The sequence below is a fragment of the Candidatus Kosakonia sp. 282A-S69 genome, from assembly GCF_029433855.1.
Taxonomy (GTDB): Bacteria; Pseudomonadota; Gammaproteobacteria; order Enterobacterales; family Enterobacteriaceae; genus Kosakonia; species Kosakonia cowanii_A.
In genome coordinates, this window is the sequence record NZ_JAROAU010000001.1 from 829,602 (window position 1) to 851,153 (window position 21,552).

At 57.6% G+C, this 21,552-nt stretch carries 23 protein-coding genes; 9 read left to right on the forward strand and 14 right to left on the reverse strand.

Annotation, left to right across the window (positions count from 1 at the left end):
- Window positions 1–3: 3 nt before the first annotated feature.
- Window positions 4–747: a prepilin peptidase gene (locus tag PU683_RS03595; protein WP_277170162.1), complete on the forward strand. Its 744-nt coding sequence runs from the start codon at window positions 4–6 to the stop codon at window positions 745–747.
- Here the strand turns inward: PU683_RS03595 and PU683_RS03600 are convergent.
- The 6 genes from PU683_RS03600 to PU683_RS03625 form a co-directional block, all read right to left on the reverse strand.
- Complete coding sequence (locus PU683_RS03600) at window positions 735–1,892, reverse strand: hypothetical protein (RefSeq protein WP_277170163.1); 1,158 nt, start codon at window positions 1,890–1,892, stop codon at window positions 735–737. The two genes, PU683_RS03595 and PU683_RS03600, sit on opposite strands and share 13 nt — an antisense overlap.
- The gene (locus tag PU683_RS03605; RefSeq protein ID WP_277170164.1) at window positions 1,892–2,680 is read right to left on the reverse strand and encodes an outer membrane lipoprotein-sorting protein; all 789 of its coding nucleotides are present in this window, start codon (window positions 2,678–2,680) and stop codon (window positions 1,892–1,894) included. The genes PU683_RS03600 and PU683_RS03605 overlap by 1 nt, the downstream gene beginning before the upstream one ends.
- 30 nt (window positions 2,681–2,710) lie before the next feature.
- Window positions 2,711–4,108 carry an ABC transporter permease gene (locus PU683_RS03610; protein ID WP_277170165.1) on the reverse strand — a complete coding sequence of 466 codons (1,398 nt, stop codon included), beginning with the start codon at window positions 4,106–4,108 and terminating at the stop codon, window positions 2,711–2,713.
- A 9-nt stretch (window positions 4,109–4,117) separates the two neighbouring features.
- Window positions 4,118–4,801: an ABC transporter ATP-binding protein gene (locus PU683_RS03615; protein WP_277170166.1), complete on the reverse strand. Its 684-nt coding sequence runs from the start codon at window positions 4,799–4,801 to the stop codon at window positions 4,118–4,120.
- Window positions 4,802–4,979: 178 nt separating this feature from the next.
- Complete coding sequence (locus tag PU683_RS03620; RefSeq protein ID WP_277170486.1) at window positions 4,980–5,861, reverse strand: nucleoside-specific channel-forming protein Tsx; 882 nt, start codon at window positions 5,859–5,861, stop codon at window positions 4,980–4,982.
- A 292-nt stretch (window positions 5,862–6,153) separates the two neighbouring features.
- Window positions 6,154–6,696: a SadB/YajI family lipoprotein gene (locus tag PU683_RS03625; protein WP_277170167.1), complete on the reverse strand. Its 543-nt coding sequence runs from the start codon at window positions 6,694–6,696 to the stop codon at window positions 6,154–6,156.
- 153 nt (window positions 6,697–6,849) lie between these two features.
- Here PU683_RS03625 and nrdR point away from each other — a divergent pair, with 153 nt between their 5' ends.
- The 6 genes from nrdR (at window position 6,850) to pgpA (ending at window position 10,956) form a co-directional block, all read left to right on the forward strand.
- Complete coding sequence (gene nrdR, locus PU683_RS03630) at window positions 6,850–7,299, forward strand: transcriptional regulator NrdR (RefSeq protein ID WP_054804396.1); 450 nt, start codon at window positions 6,850–6,852, stop codon at window positions 7,297–7,299.
- A gap of 2 nt (window positions 7,300–7,301) precedes the next feature.
- Entirely contained in the window at window positions 7,302–8,405 is a 1,104-nt protein-coding gene (gene ribD, locus PU683_RS03635; protein ID WP_277170168.1) for a bifunctional diaminohydroxyphosphoribosylaminopyrimidine deaminase/5-amino-6-(5-phosphoribosylamino)uracil reductase RibD, read from the forward strand.
- An 89-nt stretch (window positions 8,406–8,494) separates the two neighbouring features.
- On the forward strand, window positions 8,495–8,965 hold the full coding sequence (ribH, locus tag PU683_RS03640; protein WP_023481903.1) for a 6,7-dimethyl-8-ribityllumazine synthase: 471 nt from the start codon (window positions 8,495–8,497) through the stop codon (window positions 8,963–8,965).
- A gap of 19 nt (window positions 8,966–8,984) precedes the next feature.
- Window positions 8,985–9,404 carry a transcription antitermination factor NusB gene (gene nusB, locus PU683_RS03645; RefSeq protein WP_023481929.1) on the forward strand — a complete coding sequence of 140 codons (420 nt, stop codon included), beginning with the start codon at window positions 8,985–8,987 and terminating at the stop codon, window positions 9,402–9,404.
- 75 nt (window positions 9,405–9,479) lie between these two features.
- On the forward strand, window positions 9,480–10,457 hold the full coding sequence (gene thiL, locus PU683_RS03650; protein ID WP_277170169.1) for a thiamine-phosphate kinase: 978 nt from the start codon (window positions 9,480–9,482) through the stop codon (window positions 10,455–10,457).
- Window positions 10,435–10,956, forward strand: coding sequence for a phosphatidylglycerophosphatase A (gene pgpA, locus PU683_RS03655; RefSeq protein ID WP_277170170.1), 522 nt, complete (start codon window positions 10,435–10,437; stop codon window positions 10,954–10,956). The genes thiL and pgpA overlap by 23 nt, the downstream gene beginning before the upstream one ends.
- A gap of 251 nt (window positions 10,957–11,207) precedes the next feature.
- Here the strand turns inward: pgpA and PU683_RS03660 are convergent, their stop codons facing one another.
- The 4 genes from PU683_RS03660 to xseB form a co-directional block, all read right to left on the reverse strand.
- The gene (locus PU683_RS03660; RefSeq protein WP_277170171.1) at window positions 11,208–12,182 is read right to left on the reverse strand and encodes an aldo/keto reductase; all 975 of its coding nucleotides are present in this window, start codon (window positions 12,180–12,182) and stop codon (window positions 11,208–11,210) included.
- Window positions 12,183–12,243: 61 nt separating this feature from the next.
- Entirely contained in the window at window positions 12,244–14,106 is a 1,863-nt protein-coding gene (gene dxs, locus PU683_RS03665) for a 1-deoxy-D-xylulose-5-phosphate synthase (protein ID WP_277170172.1), read from the reverse strand.
- A gap of 29 nt (window positions 14,107–14,135) precedes the next feature.
- Window positions 14,136–15,035, reverse strand: coding sequence for a (2E,6E)-farnesyl diphosphate synthase (gene ispA, locus PU683_RS03670; RefSeq protein WP_076769476.1), 900 nt, complete (start codon window positions 15,033–15,035; stop codon window positions 14,136–14,138).
- The gene (gene xseB, locus PU683_RS03675) at window positions 15,036–15,278 is read right to left on the reverse strand and encodes an exodeoxyribonuclease VII small subunit (RefSeq protein ID WP_023481901.1); all 243 of its coding nucleotides are present in this window, start codon (window positions 15,276–15,278) and stop codon (window positions 15,036–15,038) included.
- A gap of 204 nt (window positions 15,279–15,482) precedes the next feature.
- On the opposite strand from xseB, the gene thiI reads away from it, so the two are divergent.
- Window positions 15,483–16,931: a tRNA uracil 4-sulfurtransferase ThiI gene (gene thiI / locus PU683_RS03680; protein ID WP_277170173.1), complete on the forward strand. Its 1,449-nt coding sequence runs from the start codon at window positions 15,483–15,485 to the stop codon at window positions 16,929–16,931.
- A gap of 86 nt (window positions 16,932–17,017) precedes the next feature.
- Here thiI and yajL read toward each other — a convergent pair whose 3' ends face one another.
- Both yajL and panE read right to left on the reverse strand, forming a co-directional pair.
- On the reverse strand, window positions 17,018–17,611 hold the full coding sequence (gene yajL, locus PU683_RS03685; protein ID WP_277170174.1) for a protein deglycase YajL: 594 nt from the start codon (window positions 17,609–17,611) through the stop codon (window positions 17,018–17,020).
- Entirely contained in the window at window positions 17,574–18,485 is a 912-nt protein-coding gene (gene panE / locus PU683_RS03690; protein ID WP_277170175.1) for a 2-dehydropantoate 2-reductase, read from the reverse strand. Before panE ends, yajL begins: the two co-directional genes overlap by 38 nt.
- Window positions 18,486–18,623: 138 nt before the next feature.
- Between panE and PU683_RS03695 the strand changes: the two genes are divergently transcribed.
- Complete coding sequence (locus PU683_RS03695; protein WP_277170176.1) at window positions 18,624–19,115, forward strand: YajQ family cyclic di-GMP-binding protein; 492 nt, start codon at window positions 18,624–18,626, stop codon at window positions 19,113–19,115.
- Between the two features lie 39 nt (window positions 19,116–19,154).
- Here PU683_RS03695 and PU683_RS03700 read toward each other — a convergent pair whose 3' ends face one another.
- Window positions 19,155–20,516, reverse strand: coding sequence for an MFS transporter (locus PU683_RS03700; RefSeq protein ID WP_277170177.1), 1,362 nt, complete (start codon window positions 20,514–20,516; stop codon window positions 19,155–19,157).
- Window positions 20,517–20,662: 146 nt separating this feature from the next.
- Window positions 20,663–21,550: a heme o synthase gene (gene cyoE / locus PU683_RS03705; RefSeq protein WP_094419519.1), complete on the reverse strand. Its 888-nt coding sequence runs from the start codon at window positions 21,548–21,550 to the stop codon at window positions 20,663–20,665.
- Window positions 21,551–21,552: the final 2 nt, after the last annotated feature.

Consider the following 21,552-nt stretch of genomic DNA (forward strand, 5'->3'; position numbering starts at 1 on the left):
CCTGTGGAAAGCCTCTTTTTTGCGCTGCTTGGCGCCATTTTCGGCAGTTTTATCAATGTTGTGATCTACCGTTTACCGCGAAAAATGCAGGGTGAAGCGCTAAGTCTGAGCTGGCCGCCCTCCTTTTGTCCCCACTGCCGGGCGCGGATAACGGCGCGTGACAATGTTCCGCTGCTCGGTTGGCTGTGGCTGCGCGGGCGCAGCCGCTGCTGTCAGAAGCGGATAAGCGCTCGCTATCCGGCCATTGAAGCCTTGATGGCGCTGCTGTTCGCGGCGGTAATTACCCATGATGGCGTCAACCCGGCGGCGCTGCTGACGCTGGCGCTGATGAGTTTGCTGGTGGCGATGTGCTTTATCGATATCGACCATATGCTGCTGCCGGACGGGCTGACTTATCCCTTTATAGCGCTGGCGCTGCTCTGCGCCTGGTGTCGTCAACCGCATCTGCTAACGCTGCAGGAACATGCGCTTGCCGCGGCGGTCGGCTTTTTTATCCTGTGGTTGCTTAACTACGGATTTGCGCGCTGCCGCGGATATGACGGAATAGGGGGAGGGGATATGAAACTGTTTGCCGGCATCGGGGCATGGCATGGCTTACCGGCGCTGTTCAATATCATGCTCATCGCTGCGCTGATCGGGCTGGCGAGCGGGCTGTTGCTCTTTCGCGCCGCGCGTCAGCAGCCTTTTCCATTTGGCCCTGCCATTATTATCGCCTGCATAGGCTGGGCGATGGTTTACAGCCAGTAATCGAGAGCGATCTGCCAGCGGCGCTCACTCAGATTCAGCAGATAGACCTTTTGCCACTGCAACGCCACATCCAGTGAGGCAAAATGGCGGCGAAGTTCGGCAAACCCCATATTTTTATGCCGCTGCAGATCCCGCTGCGCAATCAGGTTGAGATCGTACTGTTCGAAAAAATCCTTCCAGTAAGCCTGCAGCAGCATGCTGCGGCGGGGATCCTGACCGGCTATGTTCGGCTGCGCGCTGCCGTTGTAGTGCCCTTCGAGCCGCAGCGTCAGCTCGCTCTCTCCGGTCCAGGTCAGACCCGCCGCCACGCGGTTGCGCCAGGCGATATCCCACTGGCTCTCCGGCAGCAGCGTCTCCTGCCAGCGGTAGGGCTGACGTCCGCCGGCCCATTCGCCGTAAATCAGCGTTGAGCGGGAGATCACGCGCGAAAGATTGAGGCCAAACTGCACCTCGCGCTGCTGCTCTTTAAACAGCAGCAGTTGCGGATTGAAATTCTCTGCAAAGCGGTAGCTGGCGCTCAGCAGCAGGCGGTCGCGCGGGTTACTGGCCTGCCAGCCCAGGCTGCCGCTGCTCTCCGTGCTGCCCCTGCGAATTTGTGGTGCCCAGAGTGCGCTAACGGCGGCGTTATCCCAGAAGTGCTGCAGGCGCACCATCGCGTTCCCCATGCGGTTGTTGCGCAGCGTTTCCGGATCGGCAGAGATCGCTGAGCGCACCGTGCCCCGGCCGAGAAAGTCCGTGGGGTTATAGCCCAGCGCGACGCCGTAGCGGGTGTTGATACGCCCCATATCCAGCATCGTTTGCGGCGTCAGGTGATAGCTGAGCCAGGCTTCGCGCAGGGTATTGGTATAACGGGGTTCACTGAGCCGGTGCGTAAAACGGCTATCCAGACGGTTGGAGAGCACCAGCCGCCACTCCTCACCAGGCGAGGTATCCAGGCGCATATCAAGCGACAGCCGCTGCTCTTTCTCCTGTTGATGATTGATGCTGCTGGCCGCTTCAAACATCATGTTCAGCGCCCGGTAGTCGTCGGGCGTGAACTCGGTGCTGTCCGCCAGATCGAGCGCCGCCAGGGTCTCGTCCTGCTGCGACAGCGCGGGGTTGGCCAGCAGCAGTAGGCAGAGAAGAAAGAGGGGCGATCGTGTCATTAATTCGCCTCCCGAAAATGGGCGAGAAAATCACGTTGCAGCCAGGACTCCGGCACATCGCGCCACTGAAAATCCTTCTGGCGCAGCACGGTAACCCAGTGCGCATTAACGCCATCAATAATCACCGCTTCGGTCGGGCGGACGCCGCCCAGCACGGGCGCATAGCGGCGATAGAAGGTGGTTTTCAGCAGGTTACCGTTGACGGCATAGAACTCCGCTTTGTGGCTCTTAAAGTCGCTTTTATCGACCCATAAATCCATCGAGGGGTAGGCCGCATCTCTGTTTTGCGCTACCAGGTGCAGGCGATAGCAGTCGCGCATCTGCCGCTCGCCATCCTGAATCCGCTCCTCACCCACCAGCTTTGCCTGATAATCCGCCGCCCAGTTCGCGGTAATGACATCGCCGTTGGAGGCTTGCCCCATCAACCGCTGCTGCGGTGAAATCGGCACGCTCGCCTGGCTTGTGGGATCGTAAAGCCACAAATCGCGGCCGCTTTTCAGCGTCAGTTTACCGGCATCGCGCGGCGGGCTGATAAAGCGCAGCAGGCTGCGAAACTGACCGCCATCCGGCGCAACCCGTGAATAGAGCATCAGTTCGCTGGTTTCGTGCTGTTTGCCATGCTTGTAGCTGACCAGGGTGGTCACCAGGCTGAAGGAGCGATCCGGGTTACGTACCGCATCGCTTTTTTTCAGGATCTGCTGGGCATTAAGCGCCGCAAATGCTGGTGCGGTGCTCATCAACAGGATGCTCAGCCACGCTGACGTCAGGCTCTTTTTCCGTAATGACATGATTCCTCCTTTTTTATTCAGTGCGTTGCATCAGATATGGCGTAGCGCTTCAACAATTGACACACGCGATGCGCGTCGTGCGGGCCACCAGGAAGAGAGTACGGTCACCAGCAGCAGGGTGCCTGTGACGCTGGCCAGCATGCGCCACTCGCCCCAGATAGTGATGCGGATTGGCAGCGGCGCGGCCACGCCCGGCGGCTGCCATGTCATTCCGGAGCGGTTGATCAGCCAGGCCAGCGCCAGCGCGATAAGCACGCCAGAGATCGCGCCAATCGCCCCCAGCAGCGCCCCCTCGCTCAGGAACAGACGCTGAATATCGCCACGCTTTAGCCCTACCGCGCGCAGGGTGCCGATCTCCACCGTGCGCTCCATCACGGCCATATTCATGGTGTTGCCGACGGTGAAGAGCGCAATACAGAGGATCAGCGCCAGCAGGAATGAGAAGATCTTGTCAAACATCGCCAGCACCTGGTTATAAAGCGGCTGTAGCTGAGTGAAGTCATACACTGCCAGCGGTTCGCCGGAGAGCTTATTGGCGAAGATCTGTTGCAGGCGCGCCCGCGCGGCCTCCAACGCGTTGGTGCTGTGCAACTGAAGCAGGATCGCTGTCACGCCGGGCGTCTCCTGGCCAAAAAGCAGCTGCTGGGCCTGACGCAGGTGCAGGTTCACTACGGTGTCATCCAACTCGCGCGCCTGCTGCGGCTGGGTGCCCAGTACGTTAACGCGGACAATATTTGGCGCGCCGGCGGCGGAAGCGGCCAGCAGTTCAATATGCGATCCGGTGGCAGGCGGACGCGTATCTTGCGTGCGTTGCGATAGCTCAAGCAGATCGTCAGGCAGCGGGCTGGCGCTGTTCTCTCTTGGCTGCGGCGGCGCGCAGGGCTGATCTTTTACAAAATCACATAGCAGTAGTAGACGCGCCAGCCCGCGGCCAATCAGAGCGTCCTCCGGGTGGGTGCCGGTCAGCGGTTTGCGCACGATAAGATCAGCACCTATCTGATATTCATCCCATTTATCGAGCTGCGCTTGCCCGATCGCTTCTGTGCCATAGATCAATACCGGACGTGAGGTACCGACCGCGTAGTGGCCCGCAAGGCCGGTCATGGAGAGGACCGGGGTGGTGACGGCGATCATCTTCTTCAGCACCGGATCGCGGATGAGAATATCGACGATTTGTTGATAGTTATGAATGCTGTAAAGCGCAGGGTTGCTGGTGCCATGCAGAAGGTAGTCCCGCTGCTGGATCTGCAGATGGCCCTTATCGCGCACAAAGGTGGTTTGTAGACTGTACTCAATCGACTGGTTATAGCCTGCGAAAAGCAGGATGCCTATTGCCCCGATGACAATCGCGCAGAGGGTTGAGAGCGTACGTCGGCGGCTGCGCAGTAGGTTGCGCATTGCATGTTTGATCAGCGTTGTGGTTTGCATTTTCTCCCCTTATGCCCTTGTCGGGCGCGTGACGCTGCCGTCATGCACCACATAGAGATCGTCCGCAGCGGCAATCACCTGCGGATCGTGGGAGGAGAAAACCACCGTCACGGCGTATTCACGCTGTAAATGGCGCAGCAGCTGCAAAATGGCGGCGCCGGTTTTACTGTCGAGGTTGGCTGTCGGTTCGTCGGCGACAATCAGCGCGGGACGGTGGATCAGCGCGCGGGCGATGGCAACGCGCTGGCGCTGACCGCCGGAGAGCTGGTTGGGCAGCGAGTCGGCTTTATGTGCCAGACCGACATTATCGAGCATCTCATCGATGCGCTGCTGGCGATACGCCGGGTTTTTATGCTGTATCAGCAGCGGAATTTCGACGTTCTCGCGCACGGTCAGCACCGGTATAAGGTTGAAGTTCTGGAAGATAAAACCGAGGTGGCGGGCGCGAAAGCTGCTGCACTGGTCGTCATCCAGCTCCGCCATCGGCTGGCCGGCAATCGTCAGATATCCGCTGTCGGGCCGATCGATGCCGCCGATTAAATTGAGTAGCGTTGTTTTGCCACTGCCCGATTGCCCGGACAGGACGGTAAAGCGATTTGCTGCAATGTTGAGTGTGACGTCTCTAAGGGCATCAACCCACACCTGACCCAGTAAATATCTCTTACTGATGCCCTCCATTTCTACGGCCCACATGGTTCTCTTTTCCTTAGAGTAAATTCCTCTCAGGAGCGTATCCTAAAGCATGGTGGAGAGCATTGGATGGGGAGAATTGGCACTGCTGTACTGGAAAGGTCTGTTTTCAGATTTTTATTCAACGGCGTTGAGGCGATAAAAAAAGCCGACCCTGGGTCGGCTTTTTCAGAGAGCGGAATCAGAAGTTGTAGCCGACCACCAGGTAGCCACCCCAGCCGGTAGAGCGGGCGCTGAAGTCGCCTGAGCCGAAGTTCAGGGTCGAATCATCTTTGAACTGACCGCCGTTATGCCAGTAACGGGCAACAACGGAGTAGTGCCAGTGATCGTAGCTCAGCGCCAGGATGTGGCTGGACGCGATGGAATCGCTGGTGCGTTGTTGCTCGCCATTGTTGTAGTAACGGCGATCGCCAAGCTTGGAGCCCCAGTCGAAGTTGGTGAAGCCGATATAGCTCAGCTGACCGCCCCACAGTGGGGTGATCGGCACAAAGTATTTCACTTTAAAGCGGTAACCGTCCCACTCGTTGGCGTTCTCTGCGCCATAGTTCTGCCACTGATATTTTGCATAGACGTTGAGGGAGAGGCTCATCGGCAGGCCGGTGTCGATATCGGTGCCCAGACCCATATACCAGGTGCTCTGGCGACCAGCCGCATTACGGCCCATGTCGTAGATGTAGTTGTTGGCGAAGTACCACTCTTTGAACGGGCCGAAGCTCAGATCGGTGTTGGTCAGCTTATCAATCGAGAAGCGCGGTTCGATCTCCATAAACAGCGGCGAGCCGTGGTTCCAGATCCCCTTCGCGCCGGAGTTGCCGCCGAAGAAGACCGGCGCATCCAGGTAGCCGTAGAAGTCGAACCAATCTTTCTTGGCAAAGGCTTCATATTCCAGATAGGTATCGTTACGCGGAATCGGCGAAAAACGAGTGTGATAGCTGCCTACCACGTTCACGCTCTGATGCCACCAGTCGGAGACAAATTCAGGTTTGCTGGTTTCCGCTGCGCTGGCAGAGAAAGAAGCGGTAAGCGCCAGTGCGGCACCGGCTGCGAGGATAATTTTTTTCATCATTACGCCACTGATTAAGATCCCAGACGGGAGTGAAAGTAAGCACGCATTAAATTGCTAAATGTTTCATATTTCTGCGCGCCTATTATAAGTATCCGCGCTCACAAAAATATGTGGTGTTTCACATTATTGACATTTACGTAATCGATTGCGTTCACGTTTGCGTCTAATAAACGGCGGCGATTGTACTGACATTTATTGATAATGCCAATTGATGAATATCAAGGTTACAGAGTGGCTTAAAAAGCGAGCGGCGAAAGGGCGGGCGAGAGGTTCGCCCGCAGATGAGAGATTACTGCACGTTCGCTGGCTGGATATCGTGAATGCGTACAAAGCCGAGTTGCTCAGGCGTGATGCCATTAAGCTGCAACGGAATGTCGACATCGCTCGGTGCCAGCGTGCTGGCCGGGGCGTTGATCAGCTGATTTTGTACATTCACTTCCTGGTAGTTCTCGGTGGTGCCCTGTAGCTGACCATACTCAATGGTGCCGCTAAAGGCCGGAAGCGGATCGTTGGACTGGCCCTGAATGTGCAGCACAACGCGCGTTCCGGCTGCGTTTGGCGCCATATCTTTCAGCGACATACGCAGTGTGCCGATCTGGCTCTTCAGCAGCGCAGGCGTATTGGCTCCGGGCAGCAGGTAGGCGCCGCTGCCGGATTTGGCGTTAAGGCTGTTTTGCTGTGTGATTTTGACCGTCTCCTGGTTCAGCTTGCTCATCTCTTTATTGAGCGTACTGACGCTTTGGTGGAGCTGGCGTACTTCGCTTTGCGGGGCGCAGGCGCTGAGGGTAAAAAGGCTTCCCAGCAACAGTGTTCTTAGGTAACGTCTTGTCATTGCGTCTGTTTCCTTGAAGAGGAGGATCGCTGTAATGGTAGATCGCAACCGCGGCCTTGCCATCGATCCATTGTCTCAAAAAGGGTCTGCCTTTGTTGTCATGCCACTTCAGGTTAAAATAGATTTCAGTTAACTCTCACGTCAGGACCCCGTATGCATTGCCCATTCTGTTTCGCCGTGGACACTAAAGTCATCGATTCCCGCCTGGTGGGAGAGGGATCATCCGTTCGCCGTCGCCGGCAGTGTCTGGTTTGCAATGAGCGTTTCACCACCTTTGAAGTGGCAGAGCTTGTGATGCCGCGCGTAGTGAAAAGCAATGATGTGCGTGAACCCTTTAATGAAGACAAGCTGCGCAGCGGCATGTTGAAAGCGCTGGAGAAGCGTCCAGTGAGCGCCGATGACGTAGAAATGGCGTTAAACCATATTAAATCGCAACTTCGCGCAACCGGCGAACGCGAAGTGCCGAGTAAGATGATCGGCAACCTGGTGATGGAGCAGCTGAAAAAGCTCGATAAAGTGGCCTATGTGCGCTTTGCCTCCGTCTACCGCAGTTTCGAGGATATCCGCGAATTTGGCGAAGAGATCGCCCGTCTACAGGATTGATCATGCAGGATGAAATCTACATGGCACGCGCGCTGAAACTGGCGCAGCGCGGCCGCTTTACCACCCATCCGAATCCGCGCGTCGGCTGCGTGATCGTCAACGAGGGCGAAATCGTCGGCGAAGGGTTTCACTACCGCGCCGGTGAGCCGCACGCCGAAGTGCATGCCCTGCGCATGGCAGGCGATCGCGCGCGCGGCGGCACCGCCTATGTGACGCTGGAGCCCTGCAGCCACCACGGGCGCACGCCGCCCTGCTGCGATGCGCTGATTGCCGCAGGGATCACGCGGGTCGTTGCCGCCATGCAGGATCCTAATCCGCAGGTTGCCGGGCGTGGCCTCTATCGTTTACAGCAGGCCGGGGTTGACGTGAGCCACGGCCTGATGATGAGCGAGGCCGAAGCGCTGAATAAGGGCTTTCTCAAGCGTATGCGCACCGGTTTCCCCTATGTTCAGCTGAAACTCGGCGCGTCGCTGGATGGGCGCACGGCGATGGCGAGCGGCGAGAGCCAGTGGATCACCTCGGCGCAGGCGCGCCGCGACGTGCAACAGCTGCGCGCGCAGAGCCATGCCATTCTCAGCAGCAGCGCAACGGTGCTGGCGGACGATCCGGCGCTGACGGTGCGCTGGAAAGAGTTAAACAGCGATGCGCAGGCGCGTTATCCCGAAGCGGATCTGCGCCAGCCGCTGCGAATTATTATCGACAGCCAGAACCGCGTGACGCCGCAGCATAAGGTTGTCAGCCAGCCGGGTGAGACCTGGTTTGCACGCACCAAGGCCGATACGCGCGCGTGGCCAGAGGGCGTGCGCGAAGTCATCGTGCCGGAGCATAACGGCCATGCCGATCTGGTGATGCTGATGATGATGCTCGGTAAACAGCAGATCAACAGCATCTGGGTTGAGGCGGGCGCGCAGCTTGCCGGCGCGCTGCTCAACGCGGGCCTGGTTGATGAACTGGTGGTCTATCTTGCGCCTAAACTGTTAGGCAGCGATGCGCGGGGTCTGTGTCATCTGCCGGGATTGACGGCGCTTACCGATGCGCCGCGCTTTAATTTCAGTGAGATACGGCAGGTTGGCCCTGATGTTTGCCTGCACCTCACCAACGCCTGAAGCCTGCTGTAAAAGGGAAGCAGCGCGTTAAATAGTATGCTAAAATCCGCCCCCCTGCGGGGTCCGAACTGAACCTGTGAAGGAAGTGTATGAACATTATTGAAGCCAACGTTGCTGCTCCGGACGCTCGCGTCGCCATCACCATTGCGCGTTTCAACAACTTTATCAATGACAGTCTGCTGGAAGGCGCGGTCGATGCCCTGAAACGTATTGGTCAGGTGCAGGACGATAACATCACCGTCGTGTGGGTTCCGGGCGCTTACGAGCTGCCGCTGGCCGCAGGCGAGCTGGCTAAAACCGGCAAATATGACGCAGTTATTGCGCTCGGCACCGTGATTCGCGGCGGCACTGCGCACTTTGAGTATGTGGCAGGTGGTGCAAGTAACGGCCTGGCGCATGTCGCTCAGGAGAGCGCCATTCCGGTCGCTTTCGGCGTGCTCACCACAGAAAGTATTGAACAGGCCATCGAACGCGCTGGCACCAAAGCCGGTAATAAAGGTGCGGAAGCCGCACTGACCGCGCTTGAAATGATTAATGTATTGAAAGCCATCAAGGCTTGAATTTTGTAAGGGGAATTACGTGAAACCTGCTGCTCGTCGCCGCGCCCGTGAGTGTGCCGTTCAGGCGCTTTACTCCTGGCAGTTGTCCCAGAACGACATCACTGATGTTGAATACCAGTTCCTGGCGGAACAGGACGTGAAAGATGTTGACGTCGTGTACTTCCGTGAACTGTTGAACGGAGTGGCGACTAATAGCGCATATCTCGATGGCCTGATGAAGCCATACCTCTCCCGTCTGCTCGAAGAGCTGGGTCAGGTTGAGAAAGCGGTATTGCGTATCGCGCTGTTCGAACTCTCTAAACGTGATGATGTGCCCTACAAAGTGGCGATCAACGAAGCTATCGAACTGGCTAAAACCTTTGGCGCTGAAGACAGCCATAAGTTTGTGAACGGCGTGCTGGATAAAGCCGCACCTGCGATCCGTCCCCATAAGAAGTGATCCGCAAGCCGGTGACGGGCGATGCTTTCAGCGCGCCAGTCCCGGCTTTTTCTTTTTTCTACAGAGGAATAACGTATGGCATGCGGTGAATTCTCCCTGATTGCCCGTTATTTTGACCGCGTACGAACTTCACGTCGCGACGTCGAAACCGGTATCGGTGACGATTGTGCGCTGCTCAATGTCCCCGAAAAACAGACCCTGGCGATCAGCGTCGACACGCTGGTGGCGGGTAACCATTTTCTTCCCGATATCGATCCTGCCGATCTGGCCTGGAAAGCCATGGCGTCCAATCTCAGCGATTTGGCGGCGATGGGGGCCGATCCTGCCTGGCTGACGCTGGCGTTAACGCTGCCAGAGGCCGACGAAGCGTGGCTGCAGGCCTTCAGTGACAGTCTGTTTGAGCAAATAAGCTACTACGATATGCAGCTTATCGGCGGCGATACCACCCGCGGGCCGCTGTCGATGACTATTGGTATTCACGGCTACGTGCCGGCAGGCCGCGCGATGAAGCGCTCCGGCGCGAAGCCGGGCGACTGGATCTATGTCACCGGTACGCCGGGCGACAGCGCCGCAGGGCTGGCGATTTTGCAAAACCGTTTATCCATCAGCGACAGCGACGATGCCGCTTACCTGAAAAAGCGCCATCTGCGCCCGACGCCGCGCGTGCTGCAGGGCCAGGCGCTGCGTAACCTGGCAAGCTCGGCCATCGATCTCTCTGACGGTCTGATCTCCGATTTGGGGCATATTTTGAAAGCGAGCGGTTTTGGTGCGCGGATCGACCTTGATGCGATACCGTTATCGGATGCCTTGCGTCGGCACGTCGAGCCGGATCAGGCGCTGCGCTGGGCATTGTCCGGTGGAGAGGATTATGAACTCTGCTTTACCGTACCTGAGCTGAACCGCGGCGCGCTGGATGTGGCGATTGGTCAGCTGGGCGCGCCGTTTACCTGCATCGGGCAGATGGGCGCGGACGGGGAGGGGCTTTACTTCACTCGCGAGGGAAAAGCCGTCACCCTCGACTGGAAAGGATATGACCATTTTGCCGCGCACTAAAGATAAAGATATCGCCAAAAGCCGTCTCAATCTTCGTAACCCCTGGCACCTGCTGGCGACCGGATTTGGCAGCGGTTTGATTCCGTTTATGCCCGGCACCATGGGTTCGCTGGCGGCGATCCCCTTCTGGTGGCTAATGACCTTCCTGCCCTGGCAGCTCTATTCGCTGCTGGTGATGCTGGGTATCTCGCTGGGTGTCTATCTCTGCCATCAGACGGCAAAAGATATGGGCGTGCACGATCACGGCAGTATCGTCTGGGATGAGTTTATCGGGATGTGGATCACCCTGATGGCACTGCCCACCAGCGACTGGCAGTGGGTGGCGGTGGGGTTTGTGCTGTTCCGCATTCTGGATATCTGGAAACCGTGGCCGATCCGCTGGTTTGATCGTAATGTGCACGGCGGCATGGGGATTATGGTCGACGATATCGTCGCCGGGATCGTTGCCGCCGGGCTGCTCTACTGGATTGGTCACCACTGGCCGATTGGGCTGATTTAGCGGCACCAGGCTACGTCGAAGTGCCTGATGGCGCTCCGCTTATCAGGCCTACGCTTGCTGATTTGTATGTGAATACGGTGAAATGCCTGATGGCGCTGCGCTTATCAGGCCTACGATTCCGGATTTGTATGTGGATGCGGTGGAAATGCCTGATGGCGCTGCGCTTATCCGGCCTACAGTGCCGGATTCACATCCGGGCGTAAGCCGGATAAGGCGCAAGCCGCCATCCGGCACACCATCCGCGTTGTGCACTACTTAAACCCCACCACCGGGTGCTGTTTGTAGGGCGTCTCCAGCTCGGCAATCTGCTCTGGCTTCAGCGTCAACTCTACCGCGCCCAGAAGCTCTTCCAACTGATCCCCACGCGACGCGCCAATAATCGGTGCGGCAATGCCCGGCTTGCTTAACAGCCATGCCAGCGCCACCTGTGCACGTGAAGCGCCCAGCTCATCTGCCACGCTCGCCAGACGCTCGGCGATCAGCGCATCGTTGGCATCCGTTTCGCTATACAGCGTTTTGCCAAACTCATCGGAGACCAGACGGGCGGTGGTTTCCCCCCACGGGCGGGTCAAACGTCCACGGGCCAGCGGGCTCCACGGGATAATCGCCACGCCCTCTTTGTAGCAGAGTGGCAGCATCTCGCGCTCTTCTTCACGATAGATAAGGTTGTAGTGGTTTTGCATGGTGACAAAGCGCGCCCAGCCGTGCTGCTCCTGCAAGGCAAGCGCCTGCGCAAACTGGCTGGCGTGCATGGAAGAAGCGCCGATATAGCGCGCTTTACCCGCTTTCACCACATCGTTCAGCGCTTCCAGCGTCTCTTCAATCGGTGTGTTGTAGTCCCAGCGGTGGATTTGCAGCAGATCGACATACTCCATGCCGAGGCGCTGCAGGCTGTCATCAATGGAGCGCAGGATCTGCGCGCGGGAGAGGCCTTCCGCCAGATCGCCGACCTGATGGTAAACCTTGGTGGCAACAACGACTTCATCGCGGCGGGCGAAATCGCGCAGCGCGCGGCCAACGATCTCTTCACTGCTGCCGTCGGAGTAGCTGTTGGCAGTATCAAAAAAGTTAATCCCGCCCTCCAGCGCGCGTTGGATAATCGGGCGGCTGCTCTCTTCCGGCAGCGTCCAGGCATGCTTACCCCGGTCCGGCTCGCCAAAGGTCATACAGCCAAGGCAAAGGCGGGAGACCCTGAGCTCTGTTTTCCCTAATGTGTTGTATTGCATGGTTCCACTCCTGCTGTTCACGAATTACGCTTAAGCATAGCAGGAGCGGAAAAGGGCGGAATCAGGCGAGCCAGTTTTTAATACGTGATGCGATCCCGGCGGCGTCGAGGCCAATCTCGGCGCGCGCTTCATCCTGCGTACCCTGCGGAATAAAGAAGTCCGGCAGACCGAGGTTGAGTACCGGCACCGGCTTGCGCTTCGCCATCAGCACTTCGTTAACGCCGCTGCCGGCGCCGCCCGCAATGGCGTTCTCTTCAAGCGTTACCAGTACCTCGTGCTGCGCAGCCGCCTGCAGGATCAGCGCTTCATCCAGTGGTTTGGCAAAACGCATATCGATTAGCGTCGCGTTGAGCGCCTCGGCGGCTTTTGCCGCTTCCGGCAGCAAAGTACCGAAGTTGAGGATCGCCACTTTCTCGCCTTTGCGTTTCACCACGCCTTTACCGATAGGCAGCTTCGCCAGCGGCTCCAGCGTCACGCCGACCGCATTACCTCGCGGGTAGCGCACGGCGCTCGGGCCATCCATATAGTGGTAGCCGGTAAAGAGCATCTGTCGACACTCGTTCTCATCGCTCGGCGTCATCACCACCATATCCGGGATGCAGCGCAGATAGGAGATATCAAATGCCCCCTGGTGGGTCTGACCGTCCGCGCCAACAATCCCGGCGCGATCGATAGCAAACAGCACCGGCAGTTTCTGGATCGCCACGTCATGGATCACCTGATCGTAGGCGCGCTGCAGGAAAGTGGAGTAGATCGCCACCACCGGTTTGTAGCCGCCAATCGCCAGCCCGGCGGCAAAGGTGACTGCATGCTGCTCGGCAATGGCGACATCAAAATATTGCCCAGGGTATTTGCGCGAGAATTCAACCATGCCGGAGCCTTCGCGCATCGCCGGGGTAACAGCCATTAGTTTGTTATCTTTGGCGGCGGTCTCACACAGCCAGTCGCCGAAGATTTTCGAATAGCTCGGCATACCGCCGCTGCTTTTCGGCAGGGTGCCGCTGGTCGGATCGAACTTCGGCACCGCGTGGAAGGTGATGGGATCTTTCTCGGCCGGCTCATAGCCGCGCCCCTTTTTGGTCATGATATGCAGGAATTGCGGGCCTTTCAGATCGCGCATATTGCGCAGCGTCTGCACCAGACCCAGCACATCGTGACCGTCTACCGGGCCGATATAGTTAAAGCCCAGCTCTTCAAAGAGCGTGCCCGGCACAACCATGCCCTTGATATGCTCTTCGGTGCGTTTCAGCAACTCTTTGATCGGCGGCACGCCGGAGAGCACTTTTTTTCCACCTTCGCGCAGGGTGGAGTAGAGCTTGCCAGAGAGCAGTTTCGCCAGATGGTTATTGAGCGCGCCAACATTCTCGGAGATCGACATCTCGTTGTCGTTAAGCACCACCAGCATGTCGGGGCGAATATCCCCGGCGTGGTTCATCGCCTCAAACGCCATGCCCGCGGTGATCGCGCCATCGCCAATCACGCAGACGGTACGACGCTGCTTATTCTCTTTCGCTGCCGCAACGGCCACGCCAATCCCGGCGCTGATGGAGGTGGAAGAGTGGCCGACGCTCAGCACGTCATACTCACTCTCGCCGCGCCACGGAAAAGGGTGCAGGCCGTTTTTCTGCCGGATGGTGCCGATTTTGTCGCGGCGGCCGGTGAGGATTTTGTGCGGATAGGCCTGGTGGCCGACGTCCCAGATTAACTGATCGAAGGGCGTGTTGTAGACGTAATGCAGCGCCACGGTCAGTTCAACCGTGCCAAGCCCGGAGGCGAAGTGTCCACTGGAGCGGCTTACGCTGTCGAGAAGGTAGCGACGCAGCTCGTCGCACAGTTTCGGCAAACTCTCTTTCGGCAGCAGGCGCAACTCTTGCGTGGTATCAACCAGCGCCAGCGTCGGGTATTTGGCAGTATCAAAACTCATCAGAGACTCGGACTCATCCTGTTATTTCGTTATTTATCACGCTGGATTATGTAATTCGCCAGTGCTTCCAGTGCCGTCGTATCCAGCGATTGCGCCGACAGCAGGCTCAGCGCCTGGCGGGCATCGTCAATCAGATCGCGGGCTTTCGTGCGGGCTTGCTCAAGGCCCAGTAGTGCGGGGTAGGTGCTTTTACCCAGTTGCTGGTCAGCACCCTGGCGTTTGCCAAGGGTGGCAGTATCGCCGACCACATCAAGGATGTCATCCTGAACCTGAAACGCAAGGCCGACACACTGTGCGTAGCGTTCGAGCAGCGGCAGCGCGTCGCGACCGCGTTGACCAGCGCTCAGGGCACCCATTTTTACCGCCGCGCAGATAAGCGCCCCGGTTTTATGGCGGTGAATCTGCTCCAGCCCTTCAAGAGAAACCTGCTCATTTTCTGCCGCCAGATCCAGCGCCTGCCCGCCGCACATGCCGGCAACGCCGCTGGCGTTTGCAAGCGTGGCGACCATCGCCAGGCGATCTTCGGCGGCAACGTCCGCCATCGGCGCTTCCGTCAGGATCGAGAAGGCCAGCGTCTGCAAGGCATCGCCCGCGAGAATGGCATTGGCTTCGCCAAATTTAATATGGCAGGTGGGCAGACCGCGACGCAGGTCGTCGTCGTCCATTGCTGGCAGATCGTCATGCATTAATGAGTAAGCATGAATGCACTCCACCGCCGCGGCGGGCGCGTCCAGCGTCTGCTGGCTGACGCCGAACATGCGACCGGTGGCATAGACCAAAAATGGGCGCAGGCGTTTGCCGCCTAAGAGTGCGCCATACTGCATCGCCTCAACCAGCGGAGTGTTCTGAAAGGGCAGGGGATCGATGAAACGGCGCAACGCGTCGTTGGCCTGTTCAACGCAGGCCTGCAGTTGTTGATTGAAATCCATCTATTCAGCATCCGGAGCGAAAGGGGTTAACGGCGCCTCTTCGGTATCGGAGAGCAGGATCTGCACGCGCTGTTCCGCTTGCTGAAGCTTAACCTGTCCCTGGCGGGCCAGCTGGACGCCGCGTTCGAATTCATTCAGGGCCTCTTCAAGCGGAAGCTCGCCGCTTTCAAGACGAGTGACAATCTGTTCCAGTTCGCTCAGCGCGGTTTCGAAACTGGCGGGTGCGTCGTTTTTCTTTGGCATAGTGAATGTCTGACTCTTCTATTATTCCGACTACGTTATGGTAGCGAAGTCGGGGCACATAGCAAATAACGCTCAATGGTAATGCGTTGCACATGATCTTCGCGATGGTGGTATACTTCCGCGCCTGGATGCAGCCGCAGGTAGGGGCTGCTGTAAATTTTCCTCTACAGGCCTTCGCAGGCTTGCCAACGAACCATTGCCGCCATGAAGTTTATCATTAAATTGTTCCCGGAAATCACCATCAAAAGCCAATCTGTGCGTTTGCGCTTTATTAAAATTTTGACCGGGAACATTCGTAACGTTCTGAAGCACTACGATGAGGCACTCGCCGTTGTGCGCCACTGGGACCATATTGAAGTGCGCGCCAAAGACGAAAATCAGCGTCTGGCGATCCGCGATGCGCTGACCCGCGTTCCGGGCATCCACCATGTGCTGGAAGTAGAGGATGTTCCCTTTACCTCTCTGCATGACATTTTCGAGAAAGCGCTGGCGCAGTATCGCGAGGCGATCGAAGGCAAAACGTTCTGCGTGCGGGTAAAGCGCCGCGGGCAACATGAGTTTAGCTCGATCGAAGCAGAACGCTACATCGGCGGCGGCCTTAATCAACACGTTGCGTCGGCAAAGGTCAAATTGACCCACCCGGATGTGACCGTGCATCTGGAGATTGAAGACGATCGCCTGCTGCTGGTGAAGGGCCGTTATGAAGGCATTGGCGGCTTCCCGATCGGCACGCAGGAGGATGTGCTGTCTCTCATCTCCGGCGGGTTTGACTCCGGCGTCTCCAGCTATATGCTGATGCGCCGCGGCTGCCGCGTACACTACTGCTTCTTTAACCTCGGCGGCGCGGCGCATGAAATCGGCGTACGTCAGGTGGCACACTATTTATGGAACCGCTTTGGCAGTTCGCATCGCGTGCGCTTTGTGGCGATCAACTTTGAGCCGGTGGTTGGCGAGATCCTTGAGAAGGTCGACGACGGCCAGATGGGCGTGGTGCTAAAACGTATGATGGTTCGTGCAGCCTCTCAGGTAGCCGAGCGCTACGGCGTGCAGGCACTGGTGACCGGCGAAGCGCTGGGCCAGGTCTCCAGCCAGACGCTGACCAACCTGCGTTTGATTGATAACGTCTCCGATACGCTGATCCTGCGCCCGCTTATCTCTCACGATAAAGAGCACATCATCGATCTGGCGCGTAAAATCGGCACCGAAGATTTTGCCCGCACCATGCCGGAGTATTGCGGCGTGATCTCCAAAAAGCCGACGGTAAAAGCGGTCAAAGGAAAGATTGAAGCGGAAGAGGCGAACTTTGATTTCGCGATCCTCGATAAAGTGGTCGCGGAAGCGAACAATATCGATATTCGTGAAATTGCGCAGCAGACCGCAGAAGAGGTGGTGGAAGTCGAGACGGTAACCGGCTTCGGCGAGAATGATGCCATTCTCGATATTCGCTCCATCGACGAGCAGGATGAGAAACCGCTGCAGCTGGAAGGCGTCGAGGTGGTGTCACTGCCGTTCTACAAGCTCAGCACCGGGTTTGGCGATCTCGATCAGAGTAAAACCTGGCTGCTGTGGTGCGAGCGCGGCGTGATGAGCCGTCTGCAGGCGCTCTATCTGCGTGAGCAGGGCTTTACCAATGTGAAGGTGTATCGCCCGTAACTTTTCGTGCACCGTGATTTGTGCCCATGACTGCCGGATAAGCGCCAGCGCCATCCGGCAATCAATATCAACGAATAGTCCCCGCTTTACGCTTCGTAGTAGTTATAAATCCCCGCCGCCATCACCAGCTGTGACGCTACTTCGTGGGCTTTTTCGCGCCCAACCAGCAGATCGATAATCTTCAAACCGAAATCAATCGCCGTGCCAGGCCCCTGGCTGGTCAACAGATTGACGCGCGGATCCCACACCACACGCTTATCCTGCCACTGCGCTTCCGGTATCGTCTCCCTGAGCCCTGGAAAACCGGTCATATTGCCGATCGGGAAGATCTCATGGGGCACCAGCACGGTACCGACGGCGGCACATATCGCCGCAACGATACGACCAGAGCGGTGAAACTGGCGCACGGTCTCTACCAGCAGCGGATTATCGCGCATGCACTCTGCGCCTTTCAGGCCGCCGGGCAGCACGATAACGTCGTAATCCCCGTCTGCCACCTCAACCAGCGGCGCGTCTGCTAACAGTTTTACGCCGCGCGAGCAGACGATCGCGAGCTCACCGTCGCTGGCCACGCTGGCGGTGGTCACTGAGATCCCGCCGCGCACCAGCAGATCGATAGTGGTGACCGCCTCCATCTCTTCGCTACCAGGGGCGAGACATATCAGAGCTGATGCGCTCATATTCACTCTCCTTACGTTTAATCAGGTCAAACAGCCGGGCATTCTCAGGCACCGCGATCCCGTGCGCGCGGGCGCGTCTGAGCAGATAGCCGGTAATGTAATCGCATTCGGTATGGCGCATCGCGCGCACATCCTGCAGCATCGATGAGATATTCTCCGCCGTACTCTCAATCACCTGGTGCACATAGGCGATCAGATCGTCGGCAGAGATATGGTGCCCTTCGCGCTCGATGACCGCCGCCACTTCGCGGGCGATCTTCGCAATCTCTTCCGGCGCGTCGCGCAGATCGCCATTCTTGCAGTCGCGCAGCGCCGTCAGCGGGTTGATAACGCAGTTCACCGCCAGCTTGCGCCAGAGTGCGGGGCGAATGGTGTTGTGCCAGGCGACATCCGGCAGTGCCATTTGCAGCGTGTCAGCGAGGTAGCTGAACTCGCCGTCCTGCGCGCGGGCCGGGCCAATGTGGGTGATGCCGCTGGCGACGTGAACAATCACATTACCATCGCGGCGCGCAGCATGCGTGGTGGTGCCCATCAACAGCGGATTAGGCAGGGATTTCAGCTCCTCTACGGTGCCCATGCCGTTGTGGATTAACAGCACCGGCGTGGCGGGCTGGAGCGAGGAAGAGAGACCTTTTACCGCATCGGAGACCTGCCAGGCTTTGAGCGTGACCAGCAGCAGATCGCTGCGGGCCAGGAAATCGGGGTCGTTAGCCGTCAGGGACTCATTAAAAATCGTGCCGTCTTCTTCAACCAGGTTCACACTGCAATAAGGTTGCGGGATACGTAACCAGCCCTGTACCTCATGTCCCTGCTTGCAGAGTGCGGTTAACCACAGTTGCCCTAAGGCGCCGCATCCCAGTACGGTAATTCTCATTATTCCTCCTCACCTGCAACTGCGCCAGGTGTTACAGCGATAAGTATAGCGCTGTCAGCTAAGCTTCCAGTATTCAAGATTGTGTTAATACACATTGCGGGTATTATGCATCGCTGAAATTACAGAGGGAGAGAAAAGATGCCATCTTTCGATATTGTTTCCGAAATTGATCTGCGCGAAGTGCAAAACGGCGTCGAGAATGCGACCCGTGAACTGGCCACGCGTTTCGACTTTCGCAACATTGAAGCGACGTTTGAATTAAACGAAACCAATAAAACCATCAAGGTGCTGAGCGAGTCTGACTTCCAGGTTAACCAGCTGCTCGACATTTTGCGCGCCAAGCTGTTAAAGCGCGGCATTGAAGGCACCTCGCTGGAAGTGCCGGAAGAGTTTGTTCATAGCGGTAAAACCTGGTTTGTTGAAGCCAGGCTCAAGCAGGGGATTGACGCTGCAATGGCGAAGAAGATCGTCAAGCTGATCAAAGAGAGCAAACTGAAGGTGCAGGCGCAGATTCAGGGTGAAGAGATCCGCGTTACCGGCAAAGCCCGTGACGACCTGCAGGCCGCCATGGCGCTGGTACGCGGCGGTAATTTAGGCCAGCCGTTCCAGTTTAAGAACTTCCGCGATTAATCACTTGCCCTCTCTCGTACGGGGGAGGGCGCTTCACATTTAACCCGCAACCACCTGTTCCACTTCAAAGCGATTGGTCACCTTGCTGTCTATCTTCACATAGACGCTGCGCTCTTCCGGCACCACCATCGCTTCGCTCACGCCGTCCATTGCCAGCAGGCGCTGCTGCAGCGCAGTATCTACCGCGACATCATCAGGAATCGCGATGCGCAAACTGCTGACGTATGGCGGCTCCTGCATGGTGCTGGCGACTAGCAGCCAAAGCACCGCCAGCAGCGCGCCAGCAAGGAAGACGGTCTGGGAGTCGAAAAAGCCATCGACCCAACCGCCGAGCGAGCCGCCAATCGCCACGCCAAGAAACTGGCTGGTGGAGTAGATGCCCATCGCTGTGCCTTTATAACCAGCAGGCGCTTCTTTACTGATTAGAGAGGGGAGCAGCGCTTCCATCAGGTTAAAGGCGAGGAAGAAGATCTGCACGCCAATAACAATCTCCCAGAAGTGCGGGCCTGCGCCCCACAGCACAATCTCTGCGATCACCAGCAGAGCGACGCAAAGCAGGAAGACCCGTTTCATTTTGCGCTTCACTTCGGCATAGATGATGAACGGCACGACGGAGATAAAGGACACCAGCATGGTGACGAGATAGATTTTCCAGTGCTGCGCCGCGGCAAACCCGGCGGCTTCAAGCTGGCCCGGCAGAGCGACAAAGGTCGACATCAGCAGCATATGCAGACACATAATGCCGAAGTTGAGCTTGAGCAGCTTCGGATTAGCCATCACCAGGCTAAAACACCCTTTCACCATCCCCGATTCACGGTTGCGTACGTGCTGGGTGCTATTTGGCACCACCCACAGCGTCAGCGCGATACCGAGCGTGGCAAGCCCGGCGATCATCCAGAAGAGCGCATGCAGACCCAGTTGATGGGTGATAATCGGGCCGAGCACCATGGCGATGGCGAAGGTGACGCCAAAACTGACGCCGATAAAGGCCATCGCTTTGGTACGGTTCTGCTCGCGGGTCAGATCGGAGAGCAGCGCCATGACAGCGGCGGCAATCGCGCCGGAGCCCTGCAGCGCGCGGCCGAGAATAATGCCCCAGATTGAGTGGGAGAGGGCGGCAATCACGCTGCCGGCGACAAAAATCACCAGCCCGCCGACGATCAGCGGCTTGCGGCCGATGCGATCCGAGAGCAGACCGAAGGGAATTTGAAAGATGGCCTGAGCGAGGCCGTAGATACCGATTGCCAGACCGATTAATGCTTCGCTGGCGCCCTGTAGCGCCATACCGTACGTGGTCAGAACGGGCAGGACCATAAACATGCCGAGCATGCGCAGGGAGAATACAGTCCCTAAACCCCAGGTTGCGCGCAACTCGCCTGGCGTCATCTTGTAATCGTTCATTACCACCTCATGTTAAAAACCGGACATAGTGTAGTGCGGGGGCAGGGCGGGGTAAACACCAGCTTAATTAACAAATATTACCTGCGTGAATGGGATTGCGGGCATAAAAAAAGGGTGCCGGGGCACCCTTTAGATGACGGTCTGGATCACCAGACGTAAGTCAGCAGACTATGTGAATCCGGCACCATAAAGTCCACGGACATCATCACGCTCAGCGACGTGATGGCGACAATTGAGAAGACGAACAGTTTGCGCGCCCACACTTTGTCATCCGCCACTTTATATCCGCGCAGCGCCATGCCCAGCCACCAGAGGCTCACCGCAGCAGCAACCACCAGGTATTTGTAACCTGCATAGCCGCCCAGCGAGAGCATCAGGGTAGCGACAGCAAACGCCACGATGTAGAGCGTGATGTGGTTTTTCGCCACGGAGATGCCTTTCACTACCGGCAGAACCGGGATGTTCGCTGCCTGATAATCCTTAAAGCGGAAAATCGCGATGGCATACGAGTGAGGCATCTGCCACAGGCTGAAAATCGCCAGCAGGATCGCCGCGCCGCTATCAAACTCGTTGGTCACGGCGCAGTAGCCAATCACCGGCGGCGCCGCGCCGGAGAGAGAGCCAATCAGCGTACCGTAGACGGAGTGGCGTTTCATGTAGAGGCTATAAACCCCGACATAAACCACAAACCCCATCACCCCGAGCCAGCAGGCCAGCGGGTTAGCGCCGAACCACAGCAGCATAAAGCCAGCAATACCCAACAAGGCGGCGTACACCAGCGAGACTTTTGGCGAGATCAGCCCTCTGACCAGCACCCTGTTTTTCGTCCGCTCCATCTTTTTATCGATGTCACGGTCGATGTAGTTGTTAAAAACACAACCAGAGGCGACCACCAACGACACGCCAACCAGCGTGTAGAGGAACAGGGGGTAATCAATCTGGCCTTTAGAGGCCAGCAGGAACCCCCCAATCACGGAGATCAAATTGCCAAAAATAATGCCCGGTTTCGTTACTTGCAGGTATTGCTTGAACATAC

Coding starts and splice junctions, on each gene's coding strand:
- PU683_RS03600 (WP_277170163.1), bottom strand. CDS start 1,892: ATGACACGATCGCCCCTCTTTCTTCTCTGCCTACTGCTGCTGGCCAAC.
- PU683_RS03605 (WP_277170164.1), bottom strand. CDS start 2,680: ATGTCATTACGGAAAAAGAGCCTGACGTCAGCGTGGCTGAGCATCCTG.
- PU683_RS03610 (WP_277170165.1), bottom strand. CDS start 4,108: ATGCAAACCACAACGCTGATCAAACATGCAATGCGCAACCTACTGCGC.
- PU683_RS03615 (WP_277170166.1), bottom strand. CDS start 4,801: ATGTGGGCCGTAGAAATGGAGGGCATCAGTAAGAGATATTTACTGGGT.
- PU683_RS03620 (WP_277170486.1), bottom strand. CDS start 5,861: ATGAAAAAAATTATCCTCGCAGCCGGTGCCGCACTGGCGCTTACCGCT.
- PU683_RS03625 (WP_277170167.1), bottom strand. CDS start 6,696: ATGACAAGACGTTACCTAAGAACACTGTTGCTGGGAAGCCTTTTTACC.
- nrdR (WP_054804396.1), top strand. CDS start 6,850: ATGCATTGCCCATTCTGTTTCGCCGTGGACACTAAAGTCATCGATTCC.
- ribD (WP_277170168.1), top strand. CDS start 7,302: ATGCAGGATGAAATCTACATGGCACGCGCGCTGAAACTGGCGCAGCGC.
- ribH (WP_023481903.1), top strand. CDS start 8,495: ATGAACATTATTGAAGCCAACGTTGCTGCTCCGGACGCTCGCGTCGCC.
- thiL (WP_277170169.1), top strand. CDS start 9,480: ATGGCATGCGGTGAATTCTCCCTGATTGCCCGTTATTTTGACCGCGTA.
- pgpA (WP_277170170.1), top strand. CDS start 10,435: ATGACCATTTTGCCGCGCACTAAAGATAAAGATATCGCCAAAAGCCGT.
- PU683_RS03660 (WP_277170171.1), bottom strand. CDS start 12,182: ATGCAATACAACACATTAGGGAAAACAGAGCTCAGGGTCTCCCGCCTT.
- dxs (WP_277170172.1), bottom strand. CDS start 14,106: ATGAGTTTTGATACTGCCAAATACCCGACGCTGGCGCTGGTTGATACC.
- ispA (WP_076769476.1), bottom strand. CDS start 15,035: ATGGATTTCAATCAACAACTGCAGGCCTGCGTTGAACAGGCCAACGAC.
- xseB (WP_023481901.1), bottom strand. CDS start 15,278: ATGCCAAAGAAAAACGACGCACCCGCCAGTTTCGAAACCGCGCTGAGC.
- thiI (WP_277170173.1), top strand. CDS start 15,483: ATGAAGTTTATCATTAAATTGTTCCCGGAAATCACCATCAAAAGCCAA.
- yajL (WP_277170174.1), bottom strand. CDS start 17,611: ATGAGCGCATCAGCTCTGATATGTCTCGCCCCTGGTAGCGAAGAGATG.
- panE (WP_277170175.1), bottom strand. CDS start 18,485: ATGAGAATTACCGTACTGGGATGCGGCGCCTTAGGGCAACTGTGGTTA.
- PU683_RS03695 (WP_277170176.1), top strand. CDS start 18,624: ATGCCATCTTTCGATATTGTTTCCGAAATTGATCTGCGCGAAGTGCAA.
- PU683_RS03700 (WP_277170177.1), bottom strand. CDS start 20,516: ATGAACGATTACAAGATGACGCCAGGCGAGTTGCGCGCAACCTGGGGT.
- cyoE (WP_094419519.1), bottom strand. CDS start 21,550: ATGTTCAAGCAATACCTGCAAGTAACGAAACCGGGCATTATTTTTGGC.